The 15,717-nt window shown below is 64.7% G+C and carries 14 protein-coding genes; 7 read left to right on the plus strand and 7 right to left on the minus strand.

What is annotated here, in order from left to right; translation table 11 throughout:
• Positions 1-70 precede the first annotated feature (70 nt).
• Together tgt and queA are read right to left on the minus strand one after the other, a co-directional pair.
• The gene (gene tgt, locus BXE_RS02360) at positions 71-1,261 is read right to left on the minus strand and encodes a tRNA guanosine(34) transglycosylase Tgt (protein ID WP_011486832.1); all 1,191 of its coding nucleotides are present in this window, start codon (positions 1,259-1,261) and stop codon (positions 71-73) included.
• Positions 1,262-1,379: 118 nt separating this feature from the next.
• Positions 1,380-2,438, minus strand: coding sequence for a tRNA preQ1(34) S-adenosylmethionine ribosyltransferase-isomerase QueA (gene queA, locus BXE_RS02365; protein ID WP_011486833.1), 1,059 nt, complete (start codon positions 2,436-2,438; stop codon positions 1,380-1,382).
• Positions 2,439-2,586: 148 nt separating this feature from the next.
• On the opposite strand from queA, the gene recG reads away from it, so the two are divergent.
• The 7 genes from recG to ubiA all read left to right on the plus strand — a co-directional run bounded on the left by recG (position 2,587) and on the right by ubiA (position 9,989).
• Positions 2,587-5,016, plus strand: a complete 2,430-nt coding sequence (gene recG, locus BXE_RS02370; RefSeq protein WP_038458362.1) for an ATP-dependent DNA helicase RecG — start codon at positions 2,587-2,589, stop codon at positions 5,014-5,016.
• Positions 5,017-5,186: 170 nt separating this feature from the next.
• A complete protein-coding gene (locus tag BXE_RS02375; RefSeq protein WP_011486835.1) occupies positions 5,187-6,146 on the plus strand; it encodes a LysR substrate-binding domain-containing protein in 960 nt (319 codons plus the stop codon).
• Positions 6,147-6,329: 183 nt separating this feature from the next.
• The gene (locus BXE_RS46345) at positions 6,330-6,467 is read left to right on the plus strand and encodes a hypothetical protein (protein ID WP_167540868.1); all 138 of its coding nucleotides are present in this window, start codon (positions 6,330-6,332) and stop codon (positions 6,465-6,467) included.
• 89 nt (positions 6,468-6,556) lie between these two features.
• A complete protein-coding gene (locus BXE_RS02380) occupies positions 6,557-8,011 on the plus strand; it encodes a catalase (protein ID WP_011486836.1) in 1,455 nt (484 codons plus the stop codon).
• Between the two features lie 84 nt (positions 8,012-8,095).
• Positions 8,096-8,257 carry a hypothetical protein gene (locus BXE_RS46350; protein WP_007179279.1) on the plus strand — a complete coding sequence of 54 codons (162 nt, stop codon included), beginning with the start codon at positions 8,096-8,098 and terminating at the stop codon, positions 8,255-8,257.
• 152 nt (positions 8,258-8,409) lie between these two features.
• Positions 8,410-8,907, plus strand: a complete 498-nt coding sequence (locus BXE_RS02390; protein ID WP_011486838.1) for a Dps family protein — start codon at positions 8,410-8,412, stop codon at positions 8,905-8,907.
• A gap of 218 nt (positions 8,908-9,125) precedes the next feature.
• Positions 9,126-9,989: a 4-hydroxybenzoate octaprenyltransferase gene (gene ubiA, locus BXE_RS02395; RefSeq protein WP_011486839.1), complete on the plus strand. Its 864-nt coding sequence runs from the start codon at positions 9,126-9,128 to the stop codon at positions 9,987-9,989.
• A gap of 117 nt (positions 9,990-10,106) precedes the next feature.
• On the opposite strand, the gene proC is transcribed toward ubiA, so the two are convergent.
• The 5 genes from proC to BXE_RS02420 form a co-directional block, all read right to left on the minus strand.
• Positions 10,107-10,922 carry a pyrroline-5-carboxylate reductase gene (gene proC / locus BXE_RS02400; RefSeq protein ID WP_011486840.1) on the minus strand — a complete coding sequence of 272 codons (816 nt, stop codon included), beginning with the start codon at positions 10,920-10,922 and terminating at the stop codon, positions 10,107-10,109.
• Positions 10,923-10,979: 57 nt separating this feature from the next.
• Entirely contained in the window at positions 10,980-11,678 is a 699-nt protein-coding gene (locus BXE_RS02405; RefSeq protein WP_011486841.1) for a YggS family pyridoxal phosphate-dependent enzyme, read from the minus strand.
• Positions 11,679-11,715: 37 nt separating this feature from the next.
• A complete protein-coding gene (glcF, locus tag BXE_RS02410; protein WP_011486842.1) occupies positions 11,716-12,942 on the minus strand; it encodes a glycolate oxidase subunit GlcF in 1,227 nt (408 codons plus the stop codon).
• Between the two features lie 8 nt (positions 12,943-12,950).
• On the minus strand, positions 12,951-14,039 hold the full coding sequence (glcE, locus tag BXE_RS02415) for a glycolate oxidase subunit GlcE (RefSeq protein WP_011486843.1): 1,089 nt from the start codon (positions 14,037-14,039) through the stop codon (positions 12,951-12,953).
• Between the two features lie 149 nt (positions 14,040-14,188).
• Positions 14,189-15,682 (minus strand): FAD-linked oxidase C-terminal domain-containing protein, encoded by a 1,494-nt coding sequence (locus BXE_RS02420; RefSeq protein ID WP_011486844.1) that lies wholly within the window; start codon positions 15,680-15,682, stop codon positions 14,189-14,191.
• Positions 15,683-15,717: the final 35 nt, after the last annotated feature.

The raw sequence follows: 15,717 nt of genomic DNA on the forward strand, positions 1-15,717 counted from the left end.
CGAAAGTTAATTGTAAGGTTTTCTTCGCGAGGCCGACGGATTCTTCGGCTGAATCCGTTACCCCGCGCTGTTACGGCGCCTCGGCGGTGCCGCGCGCGCGGTTCTCGTGAAAGCGTTTGCGGAACGGCTCGAACATTTTCGCGTCGATCGCGTCGCGGATTTCCTGCATCAGTTCGAGGTAGTAGTGCAGGTTGTGGATCGTGTTCAACTGCGCACCGAGGATTTCCCCAACACGATGCAGATGATGCAGATAGCCGCGAGTGAAATTTCGGCACGTGTAGCAGCCGCATTGCTCGTCGAGCGGGCGCAGCGAATTCCTGTGCGCGGCGTTGCGGATCTTGATGTCGCCGAAACGCGTGAAGAGCCAGCCGTTGCGCGCGTTGCGGGTCGGCATCACGCAGTCGAACATGTCGACGCCGGCGGCGACGCCCGCCACCAGATCTTCCGGCGTGCCGACGCCCATCAGGTAGTGCGGCTTGTTGGCCGGCAGCTTCGGACCGATGTGGTTCAGCACGCGCATCATGTCTTCTTTCGGTTCGCCGACCGACAGCCCGCCGATCGCCAGACCGTGGAAATCCTTCTCCGCGAGTCCGGCCAGCGACTCGTCGCGCAGGTCTTCGAACATGCCGCCCTGAACGATGCCGAACAACGCGTTCGGATTGCCCAGCCGGTTGAATTCGTCGATCGAGCGCTGTGCCCAGCGCATCGACATGCGCATGGAATCGGCCGCCTCCTGGTGCGAGGTCGGCACGTTATGGGTCGCGTACGGCGTGCATTCGTCGAATTGCATGACGATGTCCGAGTTCAGCACTTTCTGGATCTGCATCGACACTTCGGGCGACAGGAACAGCTTGTCGCCGTTGATCGGCGACGCGAACGTGACGCCATCTTCGGTGATCTTGCGCAGATCGCCGAGCGAGAACACCTGGAAGCCGCCCGAGTCGGTCAGGATCGGCTTCTTCCAGCCCATGAAGCCATGCAGGCCGCCGTACGCTTCGATCGTTTCCAGCCCCGGACGAAGCCACAGATGGAAAGTGTTGCCGAGGATGATCTGCGCGTGCATTTCCTCCAGCTCGCGCGGCTGCACCGCTTTCACGGTGCCGTAGGTGCCGACCGGCATGAAGATCGGCGTTTCCACCACGCCGTGATTCAGGGCGACGCGGCCGCGGCGGGCCTGGCCGTCGACGCCGAGCAGTTCGAATTTGAGGCCGTTTTCGGGACGCTCGTGGGTCGCATCTTGCGACAGATGACCGTCGGTCATGAAATAACTCCTGTGCAACCGGAGAACAGTCCGGCGCAAATGTTGAACGCCGCCGGAAGGTTCGCGGCGGCAGAGGGAACGACGAAAACCTTGAAGCGGCCTGGTCCGCTGCCGCGCGTCACGCGTCGCGCCGCGTGAGCAGCATTGCGTCGCCGTAACTGAAAAAGCGGTAACGCGCTTCGATCGCGTGGCGGTACGCCTCGCGAATCGTCTCGACGCCGGCGAACGCCGACACCAGCATCAGTAACGTCGACTTGGGCAAATGGAAATTGGTCACCAGCCGGTCGACCACGCGGAATCGATAGCCCGGCGTGATGAAAATGTCGGTTTCCGTACTGGCGGCGGCAAGCGGCCGGCCCGCGGCTTCGGCGTCGCGCGCTGCGGCTTCGAGCGCGCGCATCGAGGTCGTGCCCACCGCGATCACGCGGTTGCCGCGCGCGCGGGTCGCCGCGATTTTGTCGGCGAGCGATTGCGGCAGGTGATACCACTCGCTGTGCATCTTGTGCTCGGCGAGGTTTTCGACCCGCACCGGCTGGAATGTGCCCGCGCCGACGTGCAGCGTCAGCGTTGCGCGCTCCACGCCGGCGGCGTCGAGGCGCGCGAGCAGCGCCTCGTCGAAATGCAGGCCGGCGGTCGGCGCTGCGACGGCGCCGGGATTTTGCGCGAACACCGTCTGATAGCGGGTTTCGTCGGTCGCGTCGGGATCGTGCTCGATGTAGGGCGGCAGCGGCAGGCGGCCGAATTGCTCGATCAGCGTCAGGCAGTCGGCGGGGAAATGCAGCGTGTAGAACGGCTCGACGCGCTCGCCGACCGTGACGTCGAAAGCATCCGCCAGGCGGATGGTGGTGCCGGGCTGCGGGCTCTTGCTCGCGCGAATCTGCGCGAGCGCCGTGCGTTCGCCGGTGAGGCGCTCCACCAGCACTTCGATTTTGCCGCCACTGGCCTTCTGGCCGAGGAAGCGCGCCTTCAGGACTTTGGTATCGTTGAAGACCAGCAGGTCGCCGGCTGCGATGCAGTCGGGCAACTCGGCAAAGCGGCGGTCGATCAGGCGCGCCGGGCCGGTGGCGCCGGCCGGGTTGTCCACCTCGAGCAGACGGCTGGCGCTGCGCTCGGGCAGCGCGACTTGCGCGATCAGCTCGGGAGGCAGATCGAAATCGAAATCGGAAAGCGTCAACATGCGAACGACTGGGAGCGAATTGGGACTGAATTGAGCCGAAGGCGGAGCCGGGCGGCTATGATTGCGGGACGCCTGAGCGGCCCGCGAGAGTGCGCGCCGTATGGCGGCGAACCCTTTGACAGCCGATATTGTACTTGCGAAGCAGCCCATGCCTTTGTCCGACCGCCGATTGCCCTCCGCTAACGATGAAGTGAGCGCCGAGCCCAAGCGCCGCGTCTCGCGAGGCAAGACGGTGGCTGCCCAGGCGGGCGATGTTGGCGCGGGGGTGGTGGTGGACCGCGAAAAAGCCGCGCGTGAAGGTGAAAAATCCGGCATCCATCCGGCTGACAAGCCGGCTGACAAACCGGCCGATGAACCGACCGACAAGCCGACCGACAAGCCGACCGACAAGCCGGACAACATATTCGGCGACAAACCCGCCGGCAGATCTGCCGCGAAAGCCGCCGCGAAAGCCGCCGCGAAATCAGCAACGAAGCCCGCAGCGAAGTCCACCGACAAGCCGGCCGCCAAACCCGCCGAAAAAACCGCCGACAAGCTCGCCAAACTCGGCCTGACTCGCGACATCGATCTGGTCCTGCATCTGCCCATGCGTTACGAGGACGAGACCTCGCTGACGCCGATCGGGCATCTGCTGCCCGGCGGCATTGCGCAGACCGAAGGCGTGGTGTTCGACAACGAGATCGCCTATCGTCCACGCCGCCAGTTGCTGGTGAAACTGCGCGACGACGCCGGTGACGAACTCGTGCTGCGCTTCCTGAATTTCTACGGCTCGCAGGTCAAGCAGATGGCGATCGGCGCGCGGCTGCGGGTACGTGGCGACGTGCGCGGCGGTTTCTTCGGCATGGAGATGGTGCATCCGGCCGTGCGCGTAGTCGACGAAGACACGCCGCTGCCGCAGGCGCTGACGCCGGTCTATCCCAGCACGGCAGGCGTGACGCAGGCATATCTGCGCAAATCGATCGACAACGCGCTGTCGCGCACCTCGCTGCCGGAGTTGCTGCCCGAGCCGGTCGCGCGTACGTGGTTGGAGCCGCTCGGCGTGCCGTCGCTGATGGACGCCGTGCGCACGCTGCATCATCCGGGTGTGCAGTCCGACGAGACGGCGTTGATCGACGGCACGCATCCGGCCTGGGTGCGTATCAAGTTCGAGGAACTGCTCGCGCAGCAGATGTCGCTCAAGCGCGCGCACGAGGAGCGCCGCACGCGCGCGGCGCCGGCCATGCCGCGCCGCAAGCTCGGCGACGAATCCGCGCTGGTGGCGCGCTTGCTGAAGGCGCTGCCGTTTTCGCTGACGGCGGCGCAGGAGCGTGTGGGCGGCGAGATCGCGCTCGACCTGACGCAGCCTCATCCGATGCAGCGGCTCCTGCAGGGCGACGTCGGCAGCGGCAAGACGATCGTCGCCGCGCTGGCCGCGGCCCAAGCTATCGACGCCGGCTATCAGGCCGCGCTCATGGCGCCGACCGAAATTCTCGCCGAACAGCACGCGCGCAAATTGCGCGGCTGGCTGGAGCCGCTCGGCGTGAGCGTCGCGTGGCTGGCCGGCAGTCTGAAGACCCGGGAAAAGCGCGCCGCCATCGAAGCCGCCGCGCTCGGCACGGCGCAACTCGTGATCGGCACGCACGCGATCATTCAGGACGCGGTGGAGTTCGCGCGCCTCGGGCTCGTGATCGTCGACGAACAGCACCGCTTCGGCGTGGCGCAACGGCTTGCGCTGCGCGCCAAGGCGCAGAACGCCGCCGACGGCGCGCGCGACTTCCAGCCGCATCAGTTGATGATGTCGGCCACGCCGATTCCGCGCACGCTCGCGATGACGTATTACGCCGACCTCGACGTTTCGACCATCGACGAATTGCCGCCCGGGCGCACGCCGATCCTGACCAAGCTCGTATCCGACGCGCGCCGCGAAGAGGTAATCGGGCGCGTGCGCGAGGCCGCATTGACGGGGCGCCAGGTGTACTGGGTGTGTCCGTTGATCGAGGAAAGCGAGACGTTGCAGTTGCAGACCGCGGTCGAGACTTATGAGACGCTGGTGGCCGCGTTGCCCGAGCTGAAGGTCGGTCTCGTGCATGGGCGTCTTGCGCCGGCCGAGAAGGCTGCGGTAATGGATGCGTTTACGCGCAACGAGGTGCAGTTGCTGGTGGCGACTACGGTGATCGAAGTGGGCGTCGATGTGCCGAACGCGTCCTTGATGGTGATCGAGCATGCCGAGCGGTTTGGGCTTGCGCAATTGCACCAGTTGCGCGGGCGGGTGGGGCGTGGCAGTGCGGCTTCGGTTTGCGTGCTGCTTTACACCGGGCCTTTGTCGATGACTGCGCGGGCGCGGCTTCAGACCATGCGTGAGACGACCGATGGTTTTGAGATCGCCCGGCGGGATCTGGAGATTCGTGGGCCGGGGGAGTTTTTGGGGGCGCGGCAATCGGGCGCGGCGATGCTCAGGTTTGCCGATCTTGAGAACGATCAGTGGCTGATTGAACCTGCGCGGGAGGCGGCGGCGGCTTTGCTCGAGAAATATCCGGAGGTGGTGATGCAGCATCTGGCGCGGTGGTTGGGGGCGCGGGAGCAGTATTTGAAGGCATGAGGTTTCCGGTCGCTCTTTTGCCTGCGCGGCGTTTTTTTGAGTGTGTTTCTTTGGTTCTGGCCGAGAGAGAGCACACCCAGAGGCCCCCCACTCCCCCAAAAAGTTGGCGAACCGACCCTATAGGTGTATAACTAGAACCTATCAAACTCACCGCACTGATTGGTCCCCCAATGACCCTCACCGAACTGAAATACATCGTCGCGGTTGCCCGCGAGCGGCACTTCGGCCGGGCCGCCGAAGCGTGTTTCGTCAGCCAGCCGACCTTGTCGGTGGCCATCAAGAAGCTCGAAGACGAGCTCAACGTCCAGATCTTCGAGCGCGGCACCAGCGAAGTGAGCGTCACGCCGATCGGCGAACAGATCGTCACGCAAGCTCAACGTGTCCTCGAACAGACGCTCGCCATCAAGGAAATCGCCAAACAGGGCAAAGACCCGCTGGTCGGGCCGCTGCGCCTCGGCGTCATCTACACGATCGGGCCGTACCTGCTGCCCACGCTCGTCAAGCAGATGATCAAGCGCGTCCCGCAAATGCCCTTGATGCTGCAGGAAAATTACACGCTCAAGCTGATCGAACTGCTCAAACAAGGCGAAATCGACGTCGCCATCATGGCGCTCCCGTTTCCGGAAACCGGCCTGATGCTGCGCCCGCTGTACGACGAACCCTTCGTGGTCGCGCTGCCGTCCGGTCATGCCTGGGAAAACCGCCAGAAGATCGACGCCGACGATCTGAAGCAGGAAACCATGTTGCTGCTCGGCAGCGGCCACTGTTTCCGTGATCACGTGCTGGGCGTCTGTCCGGAACTGATGCGCTTTTCGCAAAACGCGGACGGCATCCAGAAGACCTTCGAGGGCTCGTCGCTGGAAACCATTCGCCACATGGTGGCGAGCGGTGTCGGCATTACCGTGCTGCCGCGCATGTCGGTGCACGAAGTCAAGCCGCATGCCGGCGGCATCGACGCCGGGCTGCTCAGCTACGTCGCTTTCGACGAACCCGTGCCGGATCGCCGCGTCGTGCTGGCCTGGCGCAAGAGCTTCACGCGCATGCCCGCTATCGACGCCATTTGCGACGCCATCAACGCCTGCGATCTGCCGGGCGTCAGGAAGCTCGACTTGCCCGTCGCCGTCAACTGACGGCCGCGCCCGCATCCGGCCGGTTCGCCGCGCATCGCCAGGCGGCAACCGGTCCGAGGCCATCCGGGCGTCGATAGCCGCCATCCCTATCGAATAGATAAAATTAATCAAACACGTTAATTCGATAGCGTTGTTATAGTGTCCTCCAGGGATCACCCGATTCCACAAGACCCGGAGGAAATCATGACGCAACCGAACCCGCAGCAAGTCCAGGCCCTCGCCGCCCAACCGGCCGCCGCGTCCGGTGGTTTCGCCATGTCGATGCTCAGCGTGCGGACCGTTGCGTTGTCCCTGCTGGTCGATCGGGCCTTGTCCGCATGACGCATCACGCTTGACGCGTGAGCCTCTGGCATCAGTGCACAGCGCCTCTTCCACACTCTGTTTCGATAAAAGCCATCCAGGAGTCACGCATGTCCGAACACAAGCTCACCAATGCCGCCGGCGCACCCGTCGCCGACAACCAGAATTCGATGACCGCCGGCGCGCGCGGTCCGGTCGTCCTGCAAGACGTCTGGCTGCTCGAAAAACTCGCTCACTTCGACCGCGAAGTGATTCCGGAACGCCGCGTTCACGCCAAAGGTTCGGGCGCGTTCGGCACGCTGAAGGTCACGCACGATATCTCGCGCTACACGAAGGCGAAGGTGTTCGCGCAAGCCGGCAAGGAAACGCCGCTTTTCATGCGCTTTTCGACGGTTGCCGGCGAGCGCGGCGCGGCCGACGCCGAACGCGACGTGCGCGGCTTCTCGATCAAGTTCTACACGGAAGAGGGCAACTGGGACGTGGTGGGCAACAACACGCCGGTGTTCTTTATCCGCGATCCGCTGAAGTTTCCGGACTTCATCCACACGCAAAAGCGCGACCCGTACACCAACATGCGCAGCAATGTGGCCGCGTGGGATTTCTGGTCGCGTCATCCGGAGTCGCTGCATCAGGTGACGATTCTGATGAGCGACCGCGGGATTCCGCAGAATTTCCGTCAGATGCACGGCTTCGGCTCGCACACGTACTCGTTCATCAACGCCAACAACGAGCGTTTCTGGGTGAAGTTCCACTTCAAGTCGATGCAAGGCGTCGAGAACTTTACCGATGCAGAAGCCGCACAGGTGGTCGCGCAGGATCGTGAAAGCGCGCAACGCGATCTGCTCACGAACATCGACCAGGGCAACTTCCCGAAATGGCGCTTCGCCATTCAGGTGATGCCGGAAGCGGAAGCCGCCACGTATCGCTTCAATCCGTTCGACATCACGAAAGTGTGGTCGCAGAAGGACTATCCGCTGATCGATGTCGGCACGATCGAGTTGAATCGCAATGCCGCCAACTATTTCGCGGACGTGGAGCAGGCGGCGTTCACGCCGGCCAACGTGGTGCCGGGCATCGGTTTCTCGCCGGATCGTCTGTTGCAGGGGCGTCTGTTCTCGTATGGCGACACGCAGCGCTATCGCCTCGGCGTGAATCACCACCAGATTCCGGTGAACGCCTCGCGTGTGGCGAGCCCGCATTCGTTTCATCGCGACGGCGCGATGCGCACGGACGGCAACCTCGGCGGCAACGTGAATTACGAGCCGAACCGCTTCGGCGACTTCGCGCAGGACGCCAACGCGTCCGAACCGCCGCTCGCGGCGGGCGCGGTGGATCGCTACGATCATCGTCTGGACGACGACTACTACACGCAGCCGGGCATGCTGTTTGCGCTCTTCGATGCGGCCCAGCGCGAGCGTCTGTTCGGCAACATCGCACGCCATATCAACGGTGTGCCGCAGGAGATCGTCGCGCGTCAGATCGAGCATTTCCGCCGCGCCGATCCGGCATACGCGGAAGGCGTGATCGCAGCGATTGCCAGGCTCGCGGAAGGCGAGACGAAGTAAGCGCATCGAGCAGTTGAAGCGATGCAGCAACGCGGGACGCATCTGCGTCCCGCCGGTATCGATACGAACCGAAGGAGCACGATCATGATGCAGATGATGATGGCCACGCTGGGCGGCACTTCAGCCGCACGCGGCGCGCAACAGCAGTACGCTTTGATGGCGCGCAAGGCAGTGGGTTTCGCGATCGTCACGAGCGGGCTCGCAGTGATCGCCGCGCAGGCGCTGCAACACGCCCTGGGCGGTTGATGCAGGCCATGCCGCGGGTGCGGCAAGTGGCCACGCGTCATACGGGCGCAGCAGCTTTCTACGCTAAACTGTCGGGCGTTCGCTATGCCGGGTTTGCTATCCGCAGACCGTCACTTGCCGATCGGTTCGTATCACTCTTCAAAGGAGTCATCATGGCCAAAAAAGAAGCTTCAGCAGCGGTACAGCACGTCAATATCGGGATCAGCGACAAGGATCGCAAGAAGATTGCGGAAGGTCTGTCGCGCCTGCTCGCCGACACCTATACGCTGTACCTGAAGACCCATAACTTCCACTGGAACGTGACGGGTCCGATGTTCAATACGCTGCACCTGATGTTCGAAACGCAATACAACGAGCTGGCGCTCGCGGTCGATTCGATCGCTGAACGGATTCGCGCGCTGGGCGTGCATGCGCCGGGCAGCTACAAGGAATTCGCCAGGCTGTCGTCGATTCCGGAAGCGGACGGCGTGCCGGCGGCGGAAGAAATGATCCGCCAGCTGGTGGAAGGTCAGGAAGCCGTGGTGCGTACCGCACGCGCGATTTTCCCGTCGACGGAAGCCGCCAACGACGAGCCGACCGCCGACCTGCTGACGCAACGCATGCAAACGCACGAAAAGACCGCGTGGATGCTGCGCTCGATGCTGGCTTAAGCATCAACCTTAAGCATCAAGCGCACCGGGCATCTCGCCCGGATTTCAGCGTGGCGCGTCGCTCCGGCGCGGGCGTCGAGACGTCATGCAAACAAAGCCTCCCTGCGCGGGAGGCTTTTTTTCTGCGCAGCCTTGTCCGACCTGCTTGCGTCGCGGCGGCCCGCCGTCCGCATCCCGTAAAATAGCCGCACCGTCTCGCACTTTCACCGACTCCGCCCATGTTCGCCCGACTTCCCCTGTATCTGCGCCTCGTGCGCATGGACAAGCCGATCGGCAGCCTGCTGCTGCTATGGCCGACGCTCAACGCGCTGTGGATCGCGTCGGACGGTCGCCCGTCGTTGCCGCTGCTGGTGATCTTCACGGTGGGCACGGTGCTGATGCGCTCGGCGGGTTGCGCGATCAACGACTACGCCGATCGCGATTTCGATCGTTACGTGAGGCGCACGGAGAACCGTCCGATCACGTCGGGCAAGATCAGGGCGTGGGAAGCGGTGGCGCTGGCGGCCGCGTTGTCGCTGCTGGCATTTCTGCTGATCCTGCCGCTGAATGCGCTGACTAAGGAACTCTCGGTGGCGGCGCTCTTCGTCGCCGGTTCGTATCCGTTCACCAAGCGCTTCTTCGCCATTCCGCAGGCTTATCTGGGCATCGCGTTCGGTTTCGGCATTCCTATGGCGTTCGCCGCGATTCAGAACCACGTGCCGATGCTCGCGTGGGTGATGCTGCTGGCCAATGTGTTCTGGTCGGTCGCGTACGACACCGAATATGCGATGGTCGACCGCGACGACGACATCAAGATCGGCATCCGCACTTCGGCGCTGACGTTCGGCCGCTTCGACGTGGCCGCGATCATGCTCTGCTACGCGGTGACGCTGGGGATCTACGTGGGCATCGGCGTGCTGCTCGGTTTCGGCGCGCTGTACTGGCTGGGCTGGGCGGCGGCCGCGGGCTGCGCGATCTATCACTACACGCTGATCCGAAATCGGGAACGGATGGCGTGCTTCGCCGCGTTCCGGCATAACAACTGGCTGGGCGGCGCGCTGTTCGCGGGTATCGCCGCGCATTACGCGGCGACGTGGTTCTAGTTTTTCCGCAGGGCTTTGCGCCGGCTTTGCGCCGGCTTTGCGGTGCTTCATCACTAACGCCGCGGCGGCCTGAATCGAAGCGCCGCGGCGTTCAGTCCTACTGTGCTGCCTGCGCGCTTACTGCTTGCCGAATTCGTCGCCCATTTCCCGCGCACGGGCATTGGCCGCGAGCGCGCCGCGCACGATCGCATCCTTGATGCCGCTCGCGTCGAACGACGCCAGCGCCGCCGCCGTGGTGCCGCCCTTCGACGTCACGCGTTCGCGCAGCACGCCCGGCGGCTCGTCGGAATTCGCCGCCAGTTGCGCCGCGCCGGTGAAGGTCGCGACGGCGAGCGCACGGCCCTGCGCTTCATCCATGCCGAGCTGGCGGGCGGCTTCCTGCAACGCTTCGATGAAATAGAACACGTAGGCGGGCCCGCTGCCCGAGATTGCGGTGACGGCGTCGATCTTCGCTTCGTCGTCGAACCAGACCGTTTCGCCGACTGCGCCCAGCAGTTGCGACGCGAGCGCGCGGCCCGCTTCGTCCACGCTGCCGGTTGCCACGAGACCGGTCACGCCCATGCCGATCAACGCCGGCGTATTGGGCATGACGCGCACGATACGGCTGTGACCGTTCAGCCAGCGCGACATGTCGCCCATGCGAATACCGGCGACGATGCTCACGACCAGTTGCGACGCGTTCAGATGCGGCGCCACCGCCTCGGCGACGCTCTTCAGGATCTGCGGCTTCACCGCCAGCACGACGGCGTCGTACGCGGCCAGCGCGGCATCCGCGGCGGCGCCGGTCCGGATGCCGAACTGCTGCTCATTGCGTTTGCGCGCCTCTTCGTTGGGATCGATTGCGTAGAGGTCAGCGGCTGCGACGCCACGTTTGATGAGGCCGCCGATCAACGCGGCGGCCATGTTGCCACCGCCGATAAAAGCAATTTTCATGATGTTCCGGATGAAGTGCCGTGAAGAGCCAACGGAGCCTGAAAAGGTTCGCGAAGCTCAGTTAGAGTAATCTCGCGCGCCGAAGATCGCGGTGCCTACGCGCACGATGGTCGCGCCTTCCAGTACGGCGGCCTCGAGGTCGCTCGACATGCCCATCGACAGCGTATCGAGTGCGAGTCCGCCGTCGCGCAGACGCTCGAACAACTCGCGCAACTGCCGATGCGGCACGCGTTGCTCGTCGATGCTCCCGGCCGGTTCGGGAATCGCCATCAGGCCGCGCAGCTTAAGCTTCGGCAGTGCGGCGATCGCCTGCGCGACCTGCGCCGCCTCGGCAATGCCGACGCCGCTCTTCGACGCCTCGCCGCTGATGTTGACCTGTAGACACACGTTCAGCGGCGGCAGATTGTCCGGCCGCTGCTCCGAAAGCCGCTGCGCGATCTTCAGCCGGTCGACCGAGTGCACCCAGTCGAAATGCTCGGCGACGGGGCGCGTCTTGTTCGATTGCAAAGGGCCGATGAAATGCCATTCGATCGTGGCGCGCAGATCGGCGAGCGCCTCGATCTTGGTGATGGCTTCCTGCACGTAGTTCTCGCCGAACGCGCGCTGGCCGGCAGCGTAGGCGGCGCGCACGTCTTCGGCGGGGAAAGTCTTCGAGACCGCGAGCAGATGGATCGAACGTGTATCGCGTCCGGCCACGTGCGCGGCCGTGGCGATGCGCTGCCGCACCGCTTCGAGGTTGTGAATCAGATCGGGCATGACGGATCCGGAAGTCCAGCGAAAGTCGATTACCCGATTATACGGACAGCATGTGCTCGACCAGTTCGATCCAGTGCGCAACCGGCGTGGACGTGCCGCTTTGCAGATGCGCAATGCAGCCGACGTTCGCCGACACGATCACCTGCGGCTCCTGCGCCTGCAGCCGTTCGAGCTTCTGATCCCGCAACGCATACGAAAGCTTGGGCTGCGTCAGCGAGTAGGTGCCGGCCGAGCCGCAGCATAGATGATTGTCGGTGGGCAGTCGCACTTCGACACCCAGCGCGCCGAGCAGGTGCTCGACCTTGCCGCGTATCTGCTGGCCATGCTGCAGCGTGCAGGGCGGATGAAACGCGACCGTATGCACCGAGCGGCGCCGCGTGACGGAAACCAGCGATTCTTCGAACTCCGGCAGGATCTCCGCGATGTCGCGCGTCAGTTCCACCACGCGGCGCGCTTTTTCCGCATACGCCGGATCGTCGCGCAACAGGTGCGCGTATTCCTTGACGGTCGCGCCGCAGCCGGACGCGTTCATCACGATCGCTTCCACGCCCTGTTCGACGTACGGCCACCATGCGTCGATGTTGGCGCGCAGGTCGTCGAGGGCGTCGTCGTTGTAGCCCAGATGCAGACGGATCGCGCCGCAGCAGCCGGCATCCGGCGCGATCAGCGTTTCGATGCCGAGCGCGTCGAGCACGCGCGCGGTCGCGACGTTGACGTTCGGCATCATCGACGGTTGCACGCAGCCCGCGAGCAGCAGCATCTTGCGCGGATGCTTCGCGGTCGGCCATTCCAGCGGACGCTGCCGCGCGGGCACCTTGTCGCGCAGCTTCCTCGGCAGCAACGGCCGAAAATGCTGACCGATACGCATGGTCGGCGTGAACAGCGCGCTGCTCGGCACGAAGCTCGCGAGCATCCGGCGCATCAGCCTCTGGCCGAGCGGACGCGTGACTTTTTCTTCGGTGATCTTGCGGCCGATCTCCACCAGCCGGCCATATTGCACGCCGGAGGGGCAGGTCGTTTCGCAGTTGCGGCAGGTCAGGCAGCGGTCGAGGTGGACCTGGGTGCTGCGCGTGACCGGTGCGCCTTCCACCATCTGCTTGATCAGATAGATCCGTCCGCGCGGGCCGTCGAGTTCGTCGCCGAGCAGCTGATAGGTCGGACAGGTAGCCGTGCAGAAACCGCAATGCACGCAGTTGCGCAGAATGCCGTCGGCTTCGTCGCCATCGGGCGTGTTGCGCATGAAGTCCGCGAGGTTGGTTTGCATCGCGTCGCTCAGAAGTCGGGGTAGAGACGGCCGCGATTGAAGATGCGGGCCGGGTCGAAAGCGGCTTTCAGGCCGCGATGGATTTTCATGAGCGGCGCGGGAAGCGGGGTGAACACACCGGCGCCACGGTCGTAGCCGTGACCGGTCCGGAATATCGTCGCGTGGCCGCCCGCCTGCTTGGCGCTGATGCGCACGGTTTGCGCGTCGGTGTCGGTGATCCACCAGCGCTGGCCGCCGCCCCATTCCATGAGTTGCGCACCGGGCAGTTGCAGCGGCTCCGTGATGGATGGCAGCGCGAGGCGCCACAGCGCCGCTTTCGGCGGAATGGCGGAGAAAAACGAATCGGTCTGTTCGCGCAGGCCGGCCCAGAAGCGCTCCGCTTCGACCGCATCGACCACTTCGCCGCCCAGCGAGGTACGCGCCGACTTGACCGCGGCCTCGGCGCCCGCGAGGCGCACGGCCAGCGTGCCATGACGCCAGGCACTCGCGGTAATCGGCAGCGGCCGGCCGCCCCATTCGTTGAGCTTGCGGACCGCGTCGGTGCCGTTCATGTCGAATTTGAGCGTGGCTTCGGCCTGCGGCAACGGCAGCACCTTGATCGACAGTTCGAGGATCAGCCCGAGCGTGCCGAGCGAGCCGGCCATCAGGCGCGAGACGTCGTAGCCGGCGACGTTCTTCACCACCTGGCCGCCGAAATGCAGCGTTTGCCCCTGGCCGTTCATGATCACGGCGCCGAGCACGAAGTCGCGCGCCGCACCGGCCGACGGGCGGCGCGGCCCGGCAATGCCCGCCGCGATGCAGCCGCCGAAGGTGGCCTGCGGCCCGAAGTGCGGCGGTTCGAAGGCGAGCATCTGATGGTGGTCGGCGAGCGCGGCCTCGATCTCCAGCAGGGGCGTGCCCGCACGCGCGGTGATGACCAGTTCCGCCGGATCGTACGCAATGATGCCGCGATAAGCGCGCGTGTCGAGGATGTCACCTTCGAGCGTCTGGCCGTACCAGTCTTTGGTGCCGCCGCCACGGATGCGCAACGCGCGCCCTTCGGCGCTGGCCGAACGTACACGTTCCGACCAACCGGCGACGATGTCGTCCTCTTCCATGGTGTCCTGCTTCGTTGTGTTTCGGTTGATTGTACCGGGCGGGGGCGCTCTCGCAACCCGGAGCGGACCCGTATCGGGTAATCAGGGTGAAAGCAGGAACAGCGGCACCGGCGCGGGTTATGCGCAATGCGTCGGCGGGTACGGCAATGTTAGAAACGCGGCAGGTCCGGATGCGGCAGCAAGCCGCCGCGTACGTGCATCTTGCCGTATTCGGCGCAGCGGGCGCGCGTGGGAATGCCTTTGTCGGGGTTCAGGAGGCCAGGCGCGTCGAAAGCCCGCTTGACCGCGTGGAACGCGTCGCGCTCTTCGGGCGAAAACTGCACGCACATGGAATTGATCTTCTCGATGCCGACGCCGTGCTCGCCGGTCACCGTGCCGCCCAGTTCCACGCATGCTTCGAGAATGTCGCAACCGAACGCTTCGGCCCGGTGCCACTCGTCCCGGTCGTTGCCGTTGAACAGGATCAGCGGATGCATGTTGCCGTCTCCCGCGTGGAAGACGTTGATGCAGCGCAAGTTGTAGATCTTCTCCATCGCCTCGATGCGCGTGAGCAGCGGGCCAATACTGCGGCGCGGCACGGTGCCGTCCATGCAGTAATAGTCGGGTGAAATGCGCCCGGCGGCCGGGAAGGCGTTCTTGCGCCCCGACCAGAAGCGCAGCCGTTCGTTTTCCGAGCGCGAAATCTGGATGCGCGTGGCGCCGTGTTCGCGCAGCACCGCGGTCATGCGCACGATCTCGTCGGCGACTTCGTCGGGCGTGCCGTCCGATTCGCACAGCAGGATCGCCGCCGCGTCGAGATCGTAGCCCGCGTTGACGAATTCCTCGACGGCGCGCGTGGCCGGCTTGTCCATCATTTCCAGACCCGCCGGGATGATGCCCGCCGCAATGATGCCGGCAACCGCGTCGCCGCCTTTCACGACGTCGTCGAAACTGGCCATGATGACCTGCGCCGTTTGCGGCTTGGGGATCAGCTTGACGGTGACTTCGGTGACGATCGCAAACATGCCTTCGCTGCCGATCAGCACCGCCAGCAGATCGAGGCCGGGCGCATCCGGCGCGAGCGAGCCGAACTCGACGATTTCGCCTTCCATCGTGACGGCGCGCACGCGCAGCACGTTATGCACCGTCAGACCGTATTTGAGGCAGTGAACGCCGCCGGAATTCTCCGAGACATTGCCGCCGATCGTGCAGGCAATCTGCGACGACGGGTCCGGCGCGTAATACAGGCCGTAAGGTGCGGCGGCTTCGGAGATGGACAGGTTGCGCACGCCCGGCTGCACCGTGGCGGTTCGCGCGTACGAATCGACCTCGACGATCTTGCGCAAGCGCGCGAGCGACACCACCACACCGTGGCGGATCGGCATGGCGCCGCCGGACAGGCCGGTGCCCGCACCGCGCGGGACGATCGGCACGTCGAGGCGGTGGCAGATCTGCACGATGCGCTGCACCTGCGATTCCGTCTCCGGCAACGCGACCGCGAGCGGCAGACGCCGGTAGGCGGCGAGACCGTCGCATTCATAGGCGACGGTGTCTTCTTCGCGATACAGCAGACAGTGGGTCGGCAACACGGCCATCAGCGCCTGCACGACTTCGCGCTGGCGCTGGGCGAGTACCTCGGCGGTCAGTTCAGCGGGTGCGTTCATGTGACCTGTCTCCTCATGCCTTTCAAGTCCGGCGC

This window comes from Paraburkholderia xenovorans LB400, from assembly GCF_000013645.1.
GTDB lineage: Bacteria > Pseudomonadota > Gammaproteobacteria > Burkholderiales > Burkholderiaceae > Paraburkholderia > Paraburkholderia xenovorans.

Bases quoted from the DNA above. Each gene is read 5' to 3' on its own strand.
- proC (WP_011486840.1), bottom strand. From the start codon at position 10,922: ATGAAAATTGCTTTTATCGGCGGTGGCAACATGGCCGCCGCGTTGATC.
- queA (WP_011486833.1), bottom strand. From the start codon at position 2,438: ATGTTGACGCTTTCCGATTTCGATTTCGATCTGCCTCCCGAGCTGATC.
- glcE (WP_011486843.1), bottom strand. From the start codon at position 14,039: ATGGAAGAGGACGACATCGTCGCCGGTTGGTCGGAACGTGTACGTTCG.
- BXE_RS02390 (WP_011486838.1), top strand. From the start codon at position 8,410: ATGGCCAAAAAAGAAGCTTCAGCAGCGGTACAGCACGTCAATATCGGG.
- BXE_RS46350 (WP_007179279.1), top strand. From the start codon at position 8,096: ATGATGCAGATGATGATGGCCACGCTGGGCGGCACTTCAGCCGCACGC.
- BXE_RS02375 (WP_011486835.1), top strand. From the start codon at position 5,187: ATGACCCTCACCGAACTGAAATACATCGTCGCGGTTGCCCGCGAGCGG.
- BXE_RS02420 (WP_011486844.1), bottom strand. From the start codon at position 15,682: ATGAACGCACCCGCTGAACTGACCGCCGAGGTACTCGCCCAGCGCCAG.
- BXE_RS02380 (WP_011486836.1), top strand. From the start codon at position 6,557: ATGTCCGAACACAAGCTCACCAATGCCGCCGGCGCACCCGTCGCCGAC.
- tgt (WP_011486832.1), bottom strand. From the start codon at position 1,261: ATGACCGACGGTCATCTGTCGCAAGATGCGACCCACGAGCGTCCCGAA.
- BXE_RS46345 (WP_167540868.1), top strand. From the start codon at position 6,330: ATGACGCAACCGAACCCGCAGCAAGTCCAGGCCCTCGCCGCCCAACCG.
- ubiA (WP_011486839.1), top strand. From the start codon at position 9,126: ATGTTCGCCCGACTTCCCCTGTATCTGCGCCTCGTGCGCATGGACAAG.
- recG (WP_038458362.1), top strand. From the start codon at position 2,587: ATGCCTTTGTCCGACCGCCGATTGCCCTCCGCTAACGATGAAGTGAGC.
- BXE_RS02405 (WP_011486841.1), bottom strand. From the start codon at position 11,678: ATGCCCGATCTGATTCACAACCTCGAAGCGGTGCGGCAGCGCATCGCC.
- glcF (WP_011486842.1), bottom strand. From the start codon at position 12,942: ATGCAAACCAACCTCGCGGACTTCATGCGCAACACGCCCGATGGCGAC.